At 54.3% G+C, this 18,549-nt stretch carries 15 protein-coding genes; 7 read left to right on the top strand and 8 right to left on the bottom strand.

Annotated elements, in window-relative coordinates; genetic code table 11:
- Positions 1-21: 21 nt before the first annotated feature.
- Genes HV229_RS22755 through nanQ form a run of 3 tightly spaced genes read left to right on the top strand, consistent with a single transcriptional unit; the run spans position 22 to position 2,047 of the window.
- On the top strand, positions 22-711 hold the full coding sequence (locus HV229_RS22755) for an N-acetylmannosamine-6-phosphate 2-epimerase (protein WP_019077794.1): 690 nt from the start codon (positions 22-24) through the stop codon (positions 709-711).
- Entirely contained in the window at positions 708-1,577 is an 870-nt protein-coding gene (nanK, locus tag HV229_RS22750; RefSeq protein WP_181546467.1) for an N-acetylmannosamine kinase, read from the top strand. The genes HV229_RS22755 and nanK overlap by 4 nt, the downstream gene beginning before the upstream one ends.
- Before the next feature lie 2 nt (positions 1,578-1,579).
- Positions 1,580-2,047 carry an N-acetylneuraminate anomerase gene (nanQ, locus tag HV229_RS22745; protein ID WP_016154699.1) on the top strand — a complete coding sequence of 156 codons (468 nt, stop codon included), beginning with the start codon at positions 1,580-1,582 and terminating at the stop codon, positions 2,045-2,047.
- A 60-nt stretch (positions 2,048-2,107) separates the two neighbouring features.
- On the opposite strand, the gene HV229_RS22740 is transcribed toward nanQ, so the two are convergent.
- The 4 genes from HV229_RS22740 to gltB form a co-directional block, all read right to left on the bottom strand.
- The gene (locus HV229_RS22740) at positions 2,108-3,388 is read right to left on the bottom strand and encodes a cytosine deaminase (protein WP_016157577.1); all 1,281 of its coding nucleotides are present in this window, start codon (positions 3,386-3,388) and stop codon (positions 2,108-2,110) included.
- Positions 3,378-4,628 (bottom strand): cytosine permease, encoded by a 1,251-nt coding sequence (gene codB / locus HV229_RS22735; protein ID WP_181546465.1) that lies wholly within the window; start codon positions 4,626-4,628, stop codon positions 3,378-3,380. The genes HV229_RS22740 and codB overlap by 11 nt, the downstream gene beginning before the upstream one ends.
- 185 nt (positions 4,629-4,813) lie before the next feature.
- Positions 4,814-6,232 (bottom strand): glutamate synthase small subunit, encoded by a 1,419-nt coding sequence (locus HV229_RS22730; protein WP_016154696.1) that lies wholly within the window; start codon positions 6,230-6,232, stop codon positions 4,814-4,816.
- A gap of 12 nt (positions 6,233-6,244) precedes the next feature.
- Positions 6,245-10,705: a glutamate synthase large subunit gene (gltB, locus tag HV229_RS22725; protein ID WP_049040924.1), complete on the bottom strand. Its 4,461-nt coding sequence runs from the start codon at positions 10,703-10,705 to the stop codon at positions 6,245-6,247.
- 684 nt (positions 10,706-11,389) lie between these two features.
- Here gltB and HV229_RS22720 point away from each other — a divergent pair.
- From HV229_RS22720 to mtgA, 4 genes are all read left to right on the top strand, one after another.
- On the top strand, positions 11,390-12,319 hold the full coding sequence (locus HV229_RS22720) for a TIGR01212 family radical SAM protein (protein WP_049040958.1): 930 nt from the start codon (positions 11,390-11,392) through the stop codon (positions 12,317-12,319).
- Positions 12,320-12,486: 167 nt separating this feature from the next.
- On the top strand, positions 12,487-14,823 hold the full coding sequence (gene arcB, locus HV229_RS22715) for an aerobic respiration two-component sensor histidine kinase ArcB (RefSeq protein WP_016154693.1): 2,337 nt from the start codon (positions 12,487-12,489) through the stop codon (positions 14,821-14,823).
- 229 nt (positions 14,824-15,052) lie between these two features.
- The gene (elbB, locus tag HV229_RS22710; RefSeq protein WP_080859551.1) at positions 15,053-15,706 is read left to right on the top strand and encodes an isoprenoid biosynthesis glyoxalase ElbB; all 654 of its coding nucleotides are present in this window, start codon (positions 15,053-15,055) and stop codon (positions 15,704-15,706) included.
- Positions 15,703-16,422, top strand: coding sequence for a monofunctional biosynthetic peptidoglycan transglycosylase (gene mtgA, locus HV229_RS22705; protein ID WP_016157575.1), 720 nt, complete (start codon positions 15,703-15,705; stop codon positions 16,420-16,422). Before elbB ends, mtgA begins: the two co-directional genes overlap by 4 nt.
- An 86-nt stretch (positions 16,423-16,508) precedes the next feature.
- Here the strand turns inward: mtgA and npr are convergent, their stop codons facing one another.
- From npr to hpf, 4 genes are all read right to left on the bottom strand, one after another.
- Positions 16,509-16,781, bottom strand: a complete 273-nt coding sequence (gene npr / locus HV229_RS22700; protein ID WP_003828770.1) for a PTS phosphocarrier protein NPr — start codon at positions 16,779-16,781, stop codon at positions 16,509-16,511.
- Positions 16,778-17,632, bottom strand: a complete 855-nt coding sequence (rapZ, locus tag HV229_RS22695) for an RNase adapter RapZ (protein ID WP_003025085.1) — start codon at positions 17,630-17,632, stop codon at positions 16,778-16,780. Before rapZ ends, npr begins: the two co-directional genes overlap by 4 nt.
- A gap of 45 nt (positions 17,633-17,677) precedes the next feature.
- The gene (gene ptsN, locus HV229_RS22690) at positions 17,678-18,169 is read right to left on the bottom strand and encodes a PTS IIA-like nitrogen regulatory protein PtsN (protein WP_016154690.1); all 492 of its coding nucleotides are present in this window, start codon (positions 18,167-18,169) and stop codon (positions 17,678-17,680) included.
- Positions 18,170-18,252: 83 nt separating this feature from the next.
- On the bottom strand, positions 18,253-18,540 hold the full coding sequence (gene hpf / locus HV229_RS22685; protein WP_003025078.1) for a ribosome hibernation promoting factor: 288 nt from the start codon (positions 18,538-18,540) through the stop codon (positions 18,253-18,255).
- Positions 18,541-18,549: the final 9 nt, after the last annotated feature.

The raw sequence follows: 18,549 nt of genomic DNA, 5'->3' as shown, positions 1-18,549 counted from the left end.
AATAGTCATAAGGGAATAAGCATGTCGTTACTTGAACAACTGGATATCAAGATTGCCGCGAACGGCGGGCTGATTGTCTCCTGCCAGCCTGTTCCTGACAGCCCGTTAGATAAACCGGAAATTGTTGCGGCGATGGCGCTGGCCGCAGAACAGGCTGGCGCGGTGGCGTTACGCATTGAAGGGGTGGAAAACCTGAAAGCGACCAGGGCGGTAGTTTCGGTGCCGATTATCGGCATTCTCAAACGTGACCTTGATGACTCTCCGGTTCGCATCACCGCATATCTGGAGGATGTTGATGCGTTAGCGCAGGCAGGCGCTGACATCATCGCCATCGACGGTACCGATCGCGTACGTCCGGTACCTGTAGAAACCTTACTGGCACGTATTCATCATCACCAACGCCTTGCGATGGCTGACTGTTCGTCCATGGCGGATGGCATGGCCTGCCAGAAACTCGGTGCCGAAATCATTGGCACTACCCTTTCTGGTTATACCACGCCAGAAACGCCCGAAGAGCCGGATCTGGCTCTGGTGAAGTCTTTAAGTGACGCGGGTTGTCGGGTGATTGCTGAAGGACGTTACAACACGCCAGCGCAGGCCGCTGAGGCGATGCGTCATGGCGCTTGGGCGGTGACAGTCGGCTCAGCCATTACCCGGCTGGAGCACATTTGCCAGTGGTACAACACAGCGCTTAAAAAGGCGGTGCTATGACCACGCTGTCGATTGATATTGGCGGCACCAAACTGGCTGTCGCACTGGTAGACAGCAGCCTGCAAATTCAAGAGCGTCATGAATTGCCGACGCCCGCCAGCAAAACACCGGATGCTCTGCGTGCCGCGTTACAAGCACTGGTTGCACCGCTACAGGGGCAGGCAACGCGGGTGGCGATCGCCTCAACGGGGATTATTCGCGACGGTTCTCTACTGGCGCTGAACCCGCACAACCTCGGCGGGCTGCTGCATTTTCCTCTGGTGCAAACGCTAAAAGATCTCACCGCTTTGCCGACGCTGGCAGTCAATGACGCGCAGGCCGCGGCGTGGGCTGAGTATCATGCGCTTGGCGGCGAGTACCGCGATATGGTGTTTATCACCGTCTCCACCGGCGTAGGCGGCGGGGTGGTAAATGATGGGAAGCTGCTGACCGGGATTGGCGGTCTGGCCGGGCACCTGGGACATACGCTGGCTGATCCGCATGGGCCGGTGTGCGGTTGCGGGCGTGTGGGTTGTGTCGAGGCGATCGCTTCCGGTCGTGGGATCGCGGCGGCTGCCGAAGGTACGCTTGCTGGATGCGACGCCAAAACCATTTTTAGCCGCGCCGGGCAGGGTGATGAGCAGGCCAGTCGGTTGATCCATCGTTCGGCACGTACTTTGGCAAGGCTTGTCGCCGATGTGAAGGCCACGATCGATTGCCAGATTGTGGTGATTGGCGGCAGCGTGGGGCTGGCAGAAGGGTATCTGGCGCTGGTGGAAAACTATCTGGCACAAGAGCCTTCGGCTTACCACGTAGAATTACGGGCGGCGCATTACCGTCATGACGCTGGATTACTGGGGGCCGCGCTGTTGGCCCAGGGAGATTGATTATGATGTCAGATGAGTTGCGTTCATTGCCTTCTGCCGGATTACATCCGGTCTTGCAGCAGGCGTTAACGCTGGCTGTTGCGGCGAATCCGCAGGAGAAAACGCCAGGGCGCTACGAGTTGCAGGGCGATAATATTTTTATGAATGTTATGCAATTTGCAACGCAGAGCCCGGAGCAAAAGAAAGCGGAACTGCACAGGGAGTACATTGATATTCAGGTGCTGTTATCTGGTGAAGAACGCATTCTGTTCGGGATGACTGATTCTGCTCGTCAGTGCGAAGAGATGCACGTTGAGGATGATTATCAGCTGTGTAGCCAGATTGCCGATGAGCAGGCGATGGTACTGAAGCCGGGAAGATTTGTGATTTTTATGCCGGGCGAGCCGCATAAGCCGGGCTGCGTGGTACAGGCTCCGATGGACATCAAAAAGGTGGTGATCAAGGTGCGCGCCAGTTTATTACACACCTGACGATGAGAGCGACGGTGTCGGATGGCAAGGCTTGCGCCATCCGACACCGGATATTACAACCTAGCGCTTAAACGTCACCGCTTCCGGCTGCGTCAGATGCAGCGTCGTTTGGCTCGGCACAGTCTCGGCAATGATTCGCCCGTGACGAATGGAATAACGTGCAGGCGTCTGGCGACGAACCGCGTCAAATCCATTCTCTGCCGGTAAAATCACCAGGTTCGCGGAATTCCCTACGCTCAGACCGTAGTCCTGCAGGTGCAGGGTTTTCGCGCTGTGGGTGGTGATCAGATTCAGGCCATCGTTAATTTGTCCGTATCCCATCAGCTGGCACACATGTAACCCCATGTGCAGTACCTGCAGCATATTCGCGGTGCCTAGCGGATACCACGGATCGAAGACGTCATCATGGCCGAAGCAGACGTTGATCTCTGCCTCCAGCATCTCTTTGACGCGTGTAACGCCGCGGCGTTTAGGATACGTGTCAAAGCGCCCTTGCAGGTGAATATTCACCAGTGGATTCGCGACAAAGTTAATGCCGGACATTTTCAACAGGCGGAAAAGACGGGAAGCATACGCGCCGTTATAGGAGTGCATTGCCGTAGTATGGCTGGCGGTCACGCGCTCGCCCATATTGTCGCGATGGGCCAGCGCCGCGACGGTTTCAACAAAGCGTGATTGCTCATCGTCAATTTCGTCACAGTGCACGTCGATAAGTCTGTCGTATTTTTGCGCGAGGGCGAAAATTTTGTGCAACGACTCCACGCCATATTCACGCGTAAATTCAAAGTGGGGGATAGCGCCAATGACGTCGGCACCCAAACGCACGGCTTCCTCTAATAACGCTTCACCGTTGGGATAAGAAAGAATGCCCTCTTGCGGGAACGCGACAATCTGCAGCTCTACCCACGGAGCGACTTCTTGCTTCACCTCCAGCATGGCTTTCAGCGCGGTCAGCGTTGGGTCGGAAACATCAACGTGAGTGCGGACATACTGGATGCCGTTGGCCATCTGCCACTTAAGAGTCTGCATGGCGCGCGCTTTGACGTCATCGTGAGTGAGCATTGCCTTACGTTCGGCCCAGCGCTCAATGCCTTCAAATAACGTACCTGACTGGTTCCAGCTCGGCTCCCCCGCGGTTTGCGTGGTATCCAGGTGGATATGTGGCTCTACGAACGGTGGGATTGCCAGGCCACCTTCGGCATCAAGCACTTCCCCCTGCGGCAACGTAGCTGCGTCCTGAGCCTCAATTCGGCTGAAGCGTCCGTTTTCAACCGTGAGCTGCCACAATCCTTCGCGTCCCTGTAAACGCGCCTGACGAATGGTGATGTTATTATTCTGCATGGCTGACCTCTGGTGATTTAGCAAGGCTGCGATTGAAAAGTGGGTTCAGCAGGATATAGCTGAATACGCCGCCGAGTACGGCGTTGACGGGCACGATACCGGGAATATAGTGACCGGCGGCAATGCCCAGTGCAACGGACAGGATAGCTATCCAGTTTACGGAAATAAATTGTGCTTTGCTGAAGTCGGCATATCGGCGATGGTTCAGCAGATAGTCGGCGATAATCACTCCACCAATTGGAGGAATCGCTGCCGACAAAAATGTCAGCCAACCGACAAAGTTATTGTAAAGCCACAGTGCGCACAGTGTGCCGATAATACCGTTAGCCACCGACAGCGAACGGCTGGAAAGGCCGGTAATATTGGCAAATCCCAAACCTGAAGCGTAGAGCGCATTGTCGTTGGTGGTCCAGATATTCAGGCCGAGCACCACAATCGCGGGCAGCAGCAGGCCCTGAGCAATCATTACGTCAGAGATGTCCGCCTGTCCAACAGCGGCGGCACCCGCAGCGCCGAAGATAAACATCAACGAGTTGCCAAGGAAAAATGCCACCATGGCAATCAGTACCGCACCTTTGGCGTTGCGGCCAAAGCGGACAAAGTCGGCGGTTAACGTGCCTGCGCTGATAAATGAGCCGACCACCAGCGCCAGTGCGGTGGAGAAATTCAGCGGTGTCTGCGGCACTATCGCTTTTAAATGGTCTAAACCGCCGACATCGCTCACCGCCAGCCAGACGGAGTAGCTGCCAAGAACGACGATGGCAGGTACGGCGATGATAGATAAAACGGTCAGCGCCGAGATGCCAAAAAAGATAGTCAGGGTCATCAACAGACCGGAAACCGCAATCAGAATATTGACGTCAATCCCCGTCGCTTTGCCAACCGGGATAGCAAACATGGCCACACCAACGCCAAACCAGCCTACCTGTGTACCGCCTAAGAGCAGTGAGGGAAGCCATGAACCTTTCAAACCAAATGAGTAACGTGCCAGAAGGTGGGTTGAGAGCCCTGTTTTTGCGCCGATAAAACCGAGAAATGCAGTGTAAATACCGAGGAGAAGATTACCGAAGAGAACTGCAAGGAAGAAATCATTATAGGAAAGACCGGTACCGAGTGTGCCACCGGTCCACATACTGGCGGAAAAAAATGTGAGTCCCAACATGACAAACGTTAGTGGAATCACGCCCTTCCGCGCCGCCAGAGGGACGGGGCTCTGGCTATAATTGTTGTCCTGCGACACAACGCCTCCATGAATTTTGCCCAAAAAATCCGCCGCATAATATACAGTTCTCAGAATAAAGCAAACGTTTCCGTATGTTTTTTTAGTTCTCTTTCACGGTGTTGATAGAGGGGAGGGGGCAGGGGTATTGCGAGGAATCTGGCATCTCATCAGCGTTCGAAGATGAGATGCCAGAGGACGCTTACTTACACTTCCAGGTAGTTCAGGATACCGTCTGCCGCTTTACGACCTTCGGCAATCGCGGTGACTACAAGATCCGAACCACGCACGATGTCGCCACCAGCGAAGATTTTTGGGTTGCTGGTCTGGAAGGCGTTATCGCTGCGTTCCGGAGCAATAATACGGCCCTGAGAATCCAGCTCGACGCTGTGCTCTTTCAGCCACTCCATACTGTGCGGGCGGAAGCCAAACGCCAGTACCACCGCATCAGCCGGAACAACGTGCTCGGAACCGGCGACGATCTCCGCGCGGCGACGCCCCTTCGCATCCGGTTCGCCCATTTCGGTGCGCGCCATTTTCACGCCGCACACTTTACCGTTGGCATTCACTTCCACGCCTAAAGGCTGGACGTTGAACTGGAACTCGACCCCTTCTTCACGCGCGTTTTTCACCTCGCGTTTGGAACCCGGCATGTTCTCTTCGTCGCGGCGATAGGCGCAGATTACGTGTGCCGCGTTCTGGCGAACCGAGGTCCGCACGCAGTCCATCGCGGTATCGCCACCGCCGAGAACAACGACGCGTTTGCCTTCCATGCTGATGTACGGCTCGTCACTGCTTTCGCCAAATCCCATCAACTGTTTGGTATTGGCGATCAGGAACGGCAGAGCATCAAATACGCCGGAAGCGTCTTCGTTTTCCAGCCCACCGCGCATCGACTGATAGGTACCTACGCCAAGGAACACGGCATCGTAATCCTTCAGCAGATCGTTAAGCTGCACGTCGCGGCCCACTTCCACGTTTAGTTTGAACTCAATGCCCATACCAGTGAAGATTTCACGGCGACGGGTCATGACCTCTTTCTCCAGCTTGAATGCCGGGATCCCGAAGGTCAGCAGACCGCCGATTTCCGGGTGGCGGTCAAATACCACCGCCTTCACGCCGTTGCGGGTCAGCACATCAGCACAGGCCAGGCCCGCCGGACCTGCACCGATGATCGCCACGCGCTTGTCCGTCTGGCGAACGCCAGTCATATCCGGACGCCAGCCCATCTCGAACGCTTTATCGTTGATATAGCGCTCGATGTTGCCGATAGTCACCGCACCGAACTCATCGTTTAGCGTGCAGGATCCTTCACAAAGACGATCCTGCGGGCACACTCGGCCACAGACTTCTGGCAGAGTGTTAGTCTGGTGCGACAGTTCTGCCGCTTCAAAAATACGTCCCTCATTCGCCAGCTTAAGCCAGTTCGGGATGTAGTTATGTACCGGGCACTTCCACTCGCAGTACGGGTTGCCGCAGGAAAGACAGCGATCTGCCTGTGCTTTGGCCTGGCCTTCGGAAAACGGCTCGTAGATCTCGATAAATTCGATCTTACGGATCTTCAGCGGTTTCTTCGGTGGATCAACGCGCTGCAGGTCGATAAATTGGTATACGTTCTGACTCATTGCTGCTACCCCTTACTGCGCCTGCACACGCAGCTCTGCTGCGCTACGACTACGGTGACCCAACAGTGCTTTCACATCACTGGATTTCGGTTTTACCAGCGCGAATTTCGCCGAGAATGCTGGCCAGTTCGCCAGGATCTCTTCGCCGTGTGAAGAACCGGTATGTTGTACGTGCTCGGTAATCAGACCTCGCAGGTGTTCCTCATGAATAGCCAGCGAGTCCACGCTCAGTACTTCTACCAGTTCCGGGTTCACGCGTTTGCGGAATTCACCGTCTTCGTCGAGCACGTAGGCGAATCCGCCGGTCATGCCCGCACCGAAGTTGACGCCGGTTTTGCCGAGAATACACACGATGCCGCCGGTCATATATTCACAGCCGTTGTCGCCAATACCTTCAACCACGGTAATAGCGCCGGAGTTACGCACCGCAAAACGCTCACCCGCACGACCCGCAGCAAACAGGCGGCCACCGGTAGCACCATACAGGCAGGTGTTACCAATGATGCTCGCCTCATGGCTACGGAAAGCAGAGCCAACCGGAGGACGCACTGCCAGCAGGCCGCCCGCCATGCCTTTACCGACATAGTCGTTGGCATCGCCTGTCAGATACAGCTCCACGCCGCCCGCGTTCCACACGCCGAAGCTCTGGCCTGCGGTACCGCTGAAGTGCGCTTTAATCGGGTCAGATGCCAGCCCCTGATCGCCATGCGTCTGAGCGATATAGCCCGACAGCGATGCGCCGACGGAACGGTCGGTGTTGCGGATATCGAACCAGAAGGTTTTGCTCTGGCGCTCGTCAACAAACGGTTTCGCCTGCTGCAACAGCTGGGCGTTCAGCACGCCGTTATCAAACGGCGGATTGTTTTCAGTGCAATGCAGTGCTTTACCTGGATGCGGTTCAGCGGTTTCCAGCAGACGAGACAGCTCCAGTTTCTGCTGCTTGGCGGTAAACCCTTCCAGCTCTTTGAGCAGGTCGGTACGACCAATCAGATCCACCAGACGTTTCACGCCCAGTTGCGCCATCAGCTCGCGGGTTTCGCGGGCGATAAATTCAAAGTAGTTAGTCACTTTGAACGGCAGACCGTGATAGTGGTTCTTACGCAGTTTGTCATCCTGAGTTGCCACGCCGGTTGCGCAGTTGTTCAGATGGCAAATACGCAGGTATTTACAGCCCAGCGCGACCATGGGGCCGGTGCCGAAACCGAAGCTTTCTGCACCCAAAATTGCCGCTTTAATGATATCGACGCCGGTTTTCAGACCGCCATCGACCTGCAGACGGATCTTGTGACGCAGACCGTTAGCCACCAGCGCCTGCTGGGTTTCCACCAGACCGAGTTCCCACGGGCAGCCCGCATATTTCACTGAGGAGAGCGGACTTGCCCCGGTACCGCCGTCGTAACCGGCAATCGTAATCAGGTCCGCGTAGGCTTTCGCCACGCCGGTCGCAATAGTGCCGACGCCCGGTTCGGAAACCAGCTTCACCGAGATCATCGCTTTCGGGTTGACCTGTTTCAGGTCGAAAATCAGCTGCGCTAAGTCCTCGATAGAGTAGATATCGTGGTGCGGCGGCGGGGAGATCAGCGTCACGCCCGGCACCGAATAACGCAGTTTGGCGATGTACGGGGTGACTTTATCACCCGGTAACTGACCGCCTTCGCCCGGCTTCGCGCCTTGAGCGACTTTAATCTGAATGACATCAGCATTGACCAGGTACGCTGGGGTTACGCCAAAGCGACCGGAAGCCACCTGCTTAATGCGCGACACCTTGTTAGTGCCGTAGCGCGCCGGATCTTCGCCGCCTTCACCGGAGTTCGAGTTACCGCCGATGCTGTTCATGGCTTCGGCCAGCGCCTCGTGTGCTTCCGGGCTTAATGCCCCGATAGACATCGCTGCGGTATCAAAGCGTTTAAACAGTTCGGTTGCGGGTTCTACTTCGCTAATGCTTACGGCTTCATCGCCAGGTGTAATCGCCAGCAGATCGCGCAGCGTGGCCGCCGGACGCTCATTGACCAGCTTTGCATATTCCTGATAGTCGCTGTACTCGCCGCTTTGTACTGCCTGTTGCAGCGTGCGCACCACGTCCGGGTTGTAGGCGTGGTATTCGCCGCCGTGAACGTACTTCAGCAAACCGCCCTGGCTGATAGGCTTACGCGCCAGCCAGGCATGTTTGGAGAGGTTCAGCAGATCCTGCTGGAAGTCGGTAAAACCCGCGCCGCTGATGCGACTGACCACGCCTTGGAAGCATAAAGCCACAACATCATCGTGCAGACCAACGGCTTCAAACAGCTTCGAGCAGCGGTAAGAGGCGATGGTCGAGATGCCCATTTTGGACATGATTTTGTACAGACCCTTGTTGATGCCGTTACGGTAGTTCAGCATCACGGTCCGGTAATCTTTGGCAATCGCTTGAGTGTCGATCAGACGTCCCAGCGTTTCATACGCCAGATACGGATAAATGGCCGTCGCGCCAAAACCGAGCAGAACGGCAAAATGGTGCGGGTCACGGGCGCTGGCGGTTTCAACGATGATGTTGGCATCGCAACGCAGGCTTTGTTCTACCAGACGTGTTTGTACTGCGCCAACGGCCATCGGTGCCGGAACCGGCAAGCGGTTTTTTGCGATATTACGGTCAGAGAGCACCAGCAGCACCGTGCCGTTACGCACCATCTGTTCAGCCTTATCGCACAATGCTTTGACGGTCTCTTCGAGCGTGGTTTCAGTCACGTCGAAGGTGATATCCAGTCGGTCAGCGCGATAATGCTCCTCTTTCATGGTGGTGAGCTGGGTGAAATCGGAGTACAGCAGGATCGGCGACTTAAAGCTCAGACGGTGCGCCTGACCTTCGGCTTCGCAGAAGACGTTCATCTCACGACCGATGCTGGTGGCCAGCGACATGACGTGCGCTTCACGCAGCGGGTCGATCGGCGGGTTGGTGACTTGGGCAAACTGCTGGCGGAAGTAGTCATAAATGATGCGCGGCTGGCTGGAGAGCACGGCAAACGGGGTATCATCACCCATTGAACCGACCGCTTCCTGACCATTTTCACCGAGCACGCGGATAACGGAATCCAGCTCTTCAGCGCTGTAGTTAAACTGTTTCTGGTAGCTGGCGAGGGTGTCATCGTCCAGTTCACGGCTGCCGACCTGATCGTCAGCCAGGTCTTCGAAAGGCACCAGACGGCGGACGTTCTTCTCCATCCACTCTTTGTACGGGTGGCGGCTTTTCAGATCGTCATCGGTTTCAGCCGAATGCAGAATGCGCCCGCTGCGGGTATCGATAACCATCAGCTCCCCTGGGCCGACGCGACCTTTCTCAACCACTTCATCCGGCTGATAATCCCAGATCCCGACTTCAGAAGCGCAGGTAATCAGCTTGTCTTTGGTGATGACGTAGCGCGCCGGACGCAGGCCGTTGCGGTCAAGGTTACAGGCGGCAAAGCGACCGTCGGACATAACGATACCCGCCGGACCATCCCACGGCTCCATGTGCATGGAGTTAAAGTCGAAGAACGCGCGCAGCTCCGGGTCCATATCCGGGTTATTCTGCCAGGCCGGCGGCACCAGTAGACGCATGGCGCGGATGATATCCATCCCACCAGCCAGCAGCAGTTCCAGCATGTTATCCATTGAGCTGGAGTCGGAGCCGGTTTCGTTAACGAACGGTGCGGCGTCGTGCAGATCAGGGATCAGCGGCGTCTGGAATTTATAGGTACGAGCGCGCGCCCACTGGCGGTTGCCGGTGATGGTGTTGATTTCACCATTGTGCGCCAGGTAGCGAAACGGTTGCGCCAGCGGCCAGCGTGGTACGGTGTTGGTGGAGAAGCGCTGGTGGAACAGGCAGATGGCCGATTCCAGACGCAGGTCCGCCAGGTCCAGGTAAAAGCGCGGCAGATCCGCCGGCATACACAGACCTTTATAGATATTGACCAGGTTCGACAAGCTACAGACGTAGAAGTCTTTATCTTCCTGGAGGCGTTTTTCGATACGACGGCGCGCGATGAACAGGCGACGCTCCATATCACGCGGACGCCAGCCCGCAGGGGCATTAACAAAAATTTGCTCGATACGAGGCAGGGAGGAGAGCGCAATTTCACCGAGAACACCTTCGTTAGTCGGCACGTCGCGCCAGCCGACAATCGACAGGGTCTCCTGCTGTAATTCTTCTTCTACAATGCGACGAGAAGCCGCTGCCAGCTCAGCGTCTTTATTTAAAAAGATCATGCCGACGGCGTAGTTTTTGGCTAAACGCCAGCCGCGCTCTTGCGCTACGATGCGGAAAAAGCGGTCAGGTTTTTGTAACAGCAGGCCGCAACCATCGCCGGTTTTTCCATCGGCAAGAATTGCGCCACGGTGCTGCATGCGGGCCAGTGCGTGTATGGCGGTACGCACTACCTTGTGGCTAGGTTCGCCTTCTATGTGGGCGATCAGGCCGAAACCACAGTTATCCCTCTCAAGGGATTTATCGTACAACATATCAGTGAACCTCCCCAGGCTCTGCGGGATTCCCATCTGGACCGTTGCGCACGGGCACACCAAGAGCATGGCGACGGGGTTTGCGTGTCATACGCTTACCTCGCATTCGCCCTCTTTATCCTTTTCGCACAGGTCAAACAAGTTTGAGGACTTGCTTCAGAGGGAATCTCAATTACTGCATAAATATGATGAGCAGACTGCTCATCCAGAAAGCTTCCAGCGGATTTCCAAGTTATCGGGAATCCACACACAGGTCAAATGGCAATCTTATTTATGCAAAAATGTGCTATTGGGCAATTAACTTTATGAAAATATTGAAATAAAAGGGTTTTATACATTGATATAACCTGAGGAGGATGCCCTGGGAAGTGTGATCTGTCTCACTGTAAGAGAGGCCGGATATCTCTCGTCCTCCCTTTGTTTATCGATATACTTGGCATTTTATGCTGGTTTTTAGAGTTTTGGCGTCTTAAAGATACTGTTTTTACGCTGAGAGTATAAGAAGATAAAAAAAACAGCTGGATATAAGGAAAAGTAATTATATTTTGAGTGAATGAAATTTCGATTATTTTGATTTGTTATGCAATAAATAAAGGCTCGCCAGGGCGATTGATCCAGGTCATCGCCGACTGGGGCAAAAAATGGCAGGCTTTGGCCTCTTTTCAAGGCGCGGTCTACCAGATTATGCAGTTACAGAAATTAGTCAATATGTTTGGTGGGGATCTTTCTCGCCGTTATGGGCAAAAGGTTCATAAACTCACGCTGCACGGCGGCTTTAGCTGTCCAAACCGTGATGGCACCATCGGACGCGGCGGATGTACTTTCTGTAATGTCGCCTCGTTTGCCGATGAAGCACAGCAGCACCATTCAATTGCCGAGCAGCTTGAGCATCAGGCGCAGTTGGTCAATCGCGCCAGACGCTATCTGGCCTATTTCCAGGCTTATACCAGCACCTTTGCGGAAGTACAGGTGCTGCGTTCGATGTATCAACAGGCGGTCAGCCAGGCCAACATCGTCGGGTTATGCGTTGGGACGCGCCCCGACTGCGTGCCGGATGCGGTACTCGATCTGCTTTGTGAGTATAAAGACCTCGGCTATGAGGTATGGCTGGAGCTCGGTCTGCAAACCGCGCATGACAAAACTCTGCACCGGATTAACCGCGGCCATGATTTTGCCTGCTATCAGAACACCACGCGGCTGGCGCGCGAGCGCGGGCTGAAAGTGTGCTCACACCTGATTGTTGGTCTGCCGGGAGAAGGACAGGCAGACTGTCTGCAAACCATGGAACGAGTGGTGGAGACGGGCGTTGACGGTATTAAGCTGCATCCGCTGCATATTGTGAAAGGCAGTACGATGGCAAAGGCCTGGGAAGCCGGACGGCTGAACGGAATTGAACTGGACGACTACACGGTTACCGCCGGGGAGATGATCCGCCATACGCCGCCAGAGGTGATTTATCATCGAATCTCTGCCAGCGCGCGTCGCCCAATGCTGTTGGCTCCGCTATGGTGTGAAAACCGCTGGACCGGGATGGTCGAACTGGATCGCTATCTCAATGCTCATGGTGTTCAAGGCTCTGCGCTTGGCACTCCGTGGATTCAGCCTGGGAGCTAACCATCCGGCAATCTGCGCCTGCTTGCCTGATGACGCTACGCTTATCAGGCCCACGTTGAATCTCTCCTCGGTCATTTCACCGATAACCTCCGCATTTCTTGCACAATCTTCAACGTCACGCTGAGAATTGAGTATTATTGTGCCAAGTTGTCGTGAAGGAACCCTCTATGAAGCAAATCCGTATGCTGGCGCAATATTACGTCGACCTGATGATGAAATTGGGTCTGGTGCGCTTTTCGCTGTTATTGGCGCTGGCGCTGGTCGTGTTGGCGATTGTGGTGCAGATGGCTGTCACCATGGTGCTGCATGGCCAGGTAGAAAGCATTGATGTTATCCGCTCTATCTTTTTTGGTCTGTTAATTACCCCCTGGGCCGTCTATTTTCTGTCAGTGGTGGTGGAGCAACTGGAAGAGTCCCGGCAACGCTTGTCACGACTGGTACAAAAGCTGGAAGAGATGCGCGAGCGCGATCTCAAGCTCAATGTGCAGTTGAAAGATAATATTGCCCAGCTTAATCAGGAAATTGTTGAGCGCGAAAAAGCCGAAGCGGAGCGCCAGGATACGTTCGAGCAGTTGAAGGTTGAAATCAAAGAGCGCGAAGAAGCGCAGATTCAGCTTGAGCAGCAGTCTTCCTTTTTACGCTCTTTCCTTGATGCCTCGCCGGATCTGGTTTTTTATCGTAATGAAGATAAAGAATTTTCCGGCTGTAACCGTGCCATGGAACTGCTGACCGGCAAGAGCGAAAAGCAGTTGGTGAATTTAAAACCGGCTGATGTTTACTCCCCTGAGGCGGCAGAAAAGGTCATTGAAACCGACGAGAAGGTGTTCCGTCATAACGTCTCGCTCACCTACGAACAGTGGCTGGACTATCCGGACGGGCGCAAAGCCTGCTTTGAAATTCGCAAAGTGCCTTACTATGACCGCGTAGGTAAGCGGCATGGTCTGATGGGTTTTGGGCGCGATATTACCGAGCGTAAGCGTTATCAGGACGCGTTAGAGCGTGCCAGCCGCGATAAGACCACCTTCATTTCTACCATCAGCCACGAACTGCGCACTCCGCTTAACGGCATTGTCGGCTTAAGCCGGATCCTGCTGGATACGGATCTGACCGCTGAGCAGGAAAAATACCTGAAAACAATCCACGTCTCTGCCGTGACGCTGGGGAATATTTTCAACGATATTATCGACATGGATAAGATGGAGCGACGTAAAGTTCAGCTCGATAACCAGCCGATCGATTTCACCAGCTTTATGGCGGATCTGGAAAACCTCTCTGGCCTGCAGGCGCAGCAAAAAGGGCTGCGTTTTGTGCTTGAGCCGACGTTACCACTACCGCATAAGGTCATTACCGACGGCACGCGTTTGCGCCAGATTCTGTGGAATCTGATCAGCAACGCCGTGAAGTTTACCCAGCAGGGGCAGGTAACCGTGCGGGCGCGCTATGACCAGGGGAATATACTGCATTTCGAGGTTGAAGATTCCGGGATCGGTATTCCGCAGGATGAGCAAGATAAAATCTTCGCCATGTATTATCAGGTGAAGGACAGCAATGGCGGCAAACCGGCAACGGGAACCGGGATTGGACTGGCCGTATCGAAGCGTCTGGCGAAAAATATGGGCGGTGATATTACGGTCTCCAGCCAGGCTGGCAAAGGCTCCATCTTTACGCTGACCGTGCATGCGCCTGCGGTAGCGGAAGAGATTGAGGACGCCTTTGAAGACGACGACATGCCGCTGCCAGCCCTGAATGTGCTGCTGGTGGAAGATATCGAACTGAACGTTATTGTCGCGCGTTCAGTGCTGGAAAAACTGGGCAACAGCGTGGATGTCGCCATGACCGGGAAAGCCGCGCTGGAAATGTTCACGCCGGGCGAATATGACTTGGTGCTGCTGGATATTCAGCTACCGGATATGACCGGTCTGGATATCTCGCGCGAGCTGACGCAAAAATACGCCCGTGAGGACCTGCCGCCGCTGGTTGCGCTTACCGCCAACGTTCTGAAAGATAAAAAAGAGTATCTGGACGCGGGAATGGACGATGTGCTGAGTAAGCCGCTGTCGGTTCCGGCGTTAACCGCCATGATCAAAAAATACTGGGATACCCGAAACAAAGAGGAGAGCACTGTGACATCTGAAGAGAGCAGTAAATCGCAAGCGCTGTTAGATATTCCTATGTTGGAACAATACCTCGAGCTGGTGGGACCGAAGTTAATAACCGACGGGCTGGCGGTGTTTGAGAAGATGATGCCGGGATATTTGAGCGTGCTGGAGTCCAATCTGACCGCACGGGATAAAAAAGGCGTTGTTGAGGAAGGCCATAAAATTAAAGGCGCGGCAGGTTCCGTGGGGCTGCGCCACCTGCAACAGTTAGGTCAGCAAATCCAGTCGCCAGACCTTCCAGCCTGGGAAGATAATGTTGCTGAATGGATTGAAGAGATGAAGCAGGAGTGGCAGCACGACGTGGCGGTATTGAAGGCCTGGGTGGCGAGCGTGGAAAAAAAATGACCCCGGCTTGACCGGGGTGCGCGAATACTGCGCCAACACCAGGGAAATCGTGGCTGCGCCGTAAATTATTATCATTGTTTACAAGGGCGCAGCCCTAATTTTCAGGCCGCACGCAGTTAAGATAGCAAATCTTAAATAATTTGTTACATGAATCAGTTAAATGTGTGAAGCGTAGCATTTAAATCATAATAACTAATATGTTTCAGCCAGTTGAGAAAGGAGTATCACGATGAAAAAAGTGGGTGTAGTGCTCAGCGGATGCGGCGTGTATGACGGCGCAGAGATCCATGAAACTGTTCTCACGCTTCTGGCGATTGCCCGCAACGGTGCTCAGGCCGTCTGTTTCGCACCGGATAAACAACAAGCGGATGTGATTAATCATCTGACCGGTGAGCCGATGCAGGAAACGCGTAATGTGCTGATTGAAGCCGCCCGTATAACACGCGGTGATATTCGCCCACTTGCTCAGGCAGTCTCAACGGAACTGGATGCGTTGATTGTGCCAGGCGGGTTTGGCGCGGCCAAAAATCTGAGCAATTTTGCCAGCCAGGGAAGTGAGTGCTGGGTTGATAGCGACTTAGCTGCGCTGGCGGTGGCTATGCATCAGGCGGGTAAGCCGCTGGGATTTATGTGCATTGCGCCTGCCATGTTACCTAAAATTTTTGACTTTCCGCTGCGTCTGACCATCGGTACTGATATTGATACGGCAGAGGTGCTGGAAGTGATGGGCGCTGAGCATGTGCCTTGTCCGGTTGATGACATTGTCGTTGATGAAGACAACAAAATCGTCACTACTCCCGCCTATATGCTGGCGCAGGACATCGCTCAGGCCGCGAGTGGTATCGATAAACTGGTATCACGTGTGCTGGTGCTGGCTGAATGAGAAAAGGAGTTACCGCCTTTCTGCGACGTATCTTTCTGCGGGCGGTCGTTGTCCTCGCCGTATTCTGGGGCGGGGGCATCGCACTTTTCAGCGTGATGCCAGTCCCTTTCTCTGCCGTGATGGTCGAGCGGCAACTGAGCGCATGGCTGTCCGGTGATTTCGGTTATGTGGCGCACTCAGACTGGGTGAGCATGGATGAGATCTCACCGTGGATGGGACTGGCGGTGATCGCCGCGGAGGACCAGAAGTTTCCCGAGCACTGGGGATTCGATGTTTCCGCCATAGAGAAAGCGCTGGCGCACAACGAACGTAATGAAAACCGTATTCGCGGGGCGTCGACGTTATCGCAACAGACGGCAAAAAACCTCTTTCTGTGGGATGGACGTAGCTGGGTGCGTAAAGGTCTCGAAGCCGGGCTAACGCTGGGTATGGAAACCGTCTGGAGCAAGAAGCGTATTCTGACCGTTTACCTGAATATTGCTGAGTTTGGTGATGGGGTTTTCGGCGTGGAGGCAGCGGCGCAGCGCTATTTCCATAAGCCAGCCAGTCGGCTGAGTCTGTCTGAAGCGGCCTTGCTGGCTGCGGTATTACCCAATCCTTTGCGTTTTAAAGCGAATGCGCCTTCTGGTTATGTACGTAGCCGTCAGGCGTGGATTATGCGCCAAATGCGCCAGCTAGGCGGTGAGTCGTTTATGCGGGAAAATAAGCTGTATTAATGGGTTTATTGCCGGATACGGATCCGGCCTACGGGAGAGTGACGTTGCCGTGTAGGCCTGATGAGCGCAGCACTTCAGGTACTCGACTAATCTTCATCAAATCCTGAATTAAACAGGGCAATCACCGCTGCCAGGGCTTCCACTTCCTGTGGACCCGTGGCTTCAACTTCTATCTGACGCCCTTTGGCGGAATCCAGCATCAGCAGAGCGATAACACTGTTTGCCTCGGCTTCCGTTCCTTCATCATTACGCAGCAAAACTTCTGCTTCAAAACCCTGCATCAATTCAAACAGTTTCATGGCTGGGCGAGCATGCATACCCAGCTTATTCGTGATTTCAACGGTTTGCTTCACGGTCATGATTTACGTTTTTCCAGCGTACGATGGCGTGACTGTACGTTTTTACCGCGTGAGCGGAAGTAGTCTGCCAGCTGCTCTGCAATATACACCGAACGGTGTTTCCCGCCGGTACAGCCGATAGCTACGGTGAGGTAGCTGCGGTTGTTGGTCTCCAGCATGGGTAACCATAGCTCAAGATAGCTGCGAGTCTGGTAGATAAAATTGTGTACTTCTGTGTGCCTATCAAGGAAGGCGGCGACGGGGCGGTCAAGACCGGTCATCGGGCGCAGCTTCGGATCCCAGTGCGGGTTAGGCAGGAAACGCACGTCAAAGACGTAATCCGCATCAATTGGGATACCGTGTTTGAAACCAAAGGATTCGAATACCATCGTCAATTCGCGTTCACGCTTGCCCAGCAGGCGGGTACGCAACATTTCCGCCAGTTCGTGCACGGACATTTCGGAGGTATCCACGATCAGGTCAGCACGAGAGCGCAGAGGCTCCAGCAAATCGCTTTCCTTATCGATAGCGCTCTCCAGAGATAAGTTCTTGCTGGAAAGAGGATGCAGGCGACGCGTGTCGCTGTAGCGGCGAATCAGGGTGTTACGATCGGCGTCAAGGAACAGCAACTGTGGTGAGAAGCCTTCAGGCAGATTGTTCATTGCCTGCTCGAAAATCTCTGGGGACTCAGGCATGTTGCGCACATCAATGCTGACGGCCGCAGAAATCTGGCGATCGGCCAGAGTACGAGCCAGATCGGGCAACAGCACTACGGGAAGGTTATCCACGCAGTAAAAACCCATATCTTCCAGCGCTCGCAGGGCGACAGATTTTCCTGACCCCGAACGACCGCTGACGATCATCAGTACCATGTACTGTTTCTCCTCACAACGACAAAAAAGGATGCCATTGGGTTGTTATGCTTCATCCAGTCCACCTTCGGTGTCCGTGATGATTTGATACAACTCCTGGTCACTCTGGGCTGCGCGCAGGCGGCGGCAGATGGTTTTATCGGCCAGACGTTTGGCGACCAGCGACAACGTATGCAAATGCGTCTTGGTTTGGTCTGCCGGAACCAGCAGGGCGAAAAGCAGATCGACGGGTTGATTATCAATGGCGTCGAAAGCAATTGGCGTTTCAAGTTGCACAAACACGCCAACTGCGCGCATCGTGTCTTCTTCCAGCTTTCCGTGCGGGATAGCAATTCCATTACCGATGCCGGTACTGCCCATTTTTTCACGCGTCAGAATGGCTTCAAATACCACCTGAGAGGGCAAGCTGAGCTGTTTTGCCGCCAGTTCGCTGATGATTTCCAGCGCGCGTTTCTTGCTTTGGCAGTGAACGCCAGCGCGTGTACATTCCTGGTTAAGAACATTGCTCAGTTGTAGAGTCGTATCGTTATTTGTCATAATTTCACCTAAGCGCTAACTGTACAAATGGCCCGTTGTGCTACACAACAGGCCGTCCTGCACCCGCTAACTGCCCGGACAAGTTAGTGCTGTTTCAGTTTATCTTTATGTTTTGTTAACTGCCGAGCCAGTTTATCAATTAAACCGTCAATGGCGGCGTACATATCCTGACCTTCCGCGCTGGCATGAATTTCGCCACCGTTCACATGCAGTGTTGCATCCGAGATATGTGTCACCTTCTCCACTTTCAACACAATATAGACCTGATTAATCCGGTCGAAATATTGTTCTAGCTTGGCGAATTTTGTATTAACAAAATCGCGTAAGGCTTCAGTGATTTCGACGTTGTTTCCAGTGATGTTGAGCTGCATAGTGTCTTC

The organism is Citrobacter sp. RHBSTW-00524 (assembly GCF_013747755.1).
Lineage (GTDB): Bacteria > Pseudomonadota > Gammaproteobacteria > Enterobacterales > Enterobacteriaceae > Citrobacter > Citrobacter braakii.
Note: the sequence above shows the minus strand (reverse complement) of the source record. Positions and strands in the feature narration are given on the sequence as shown.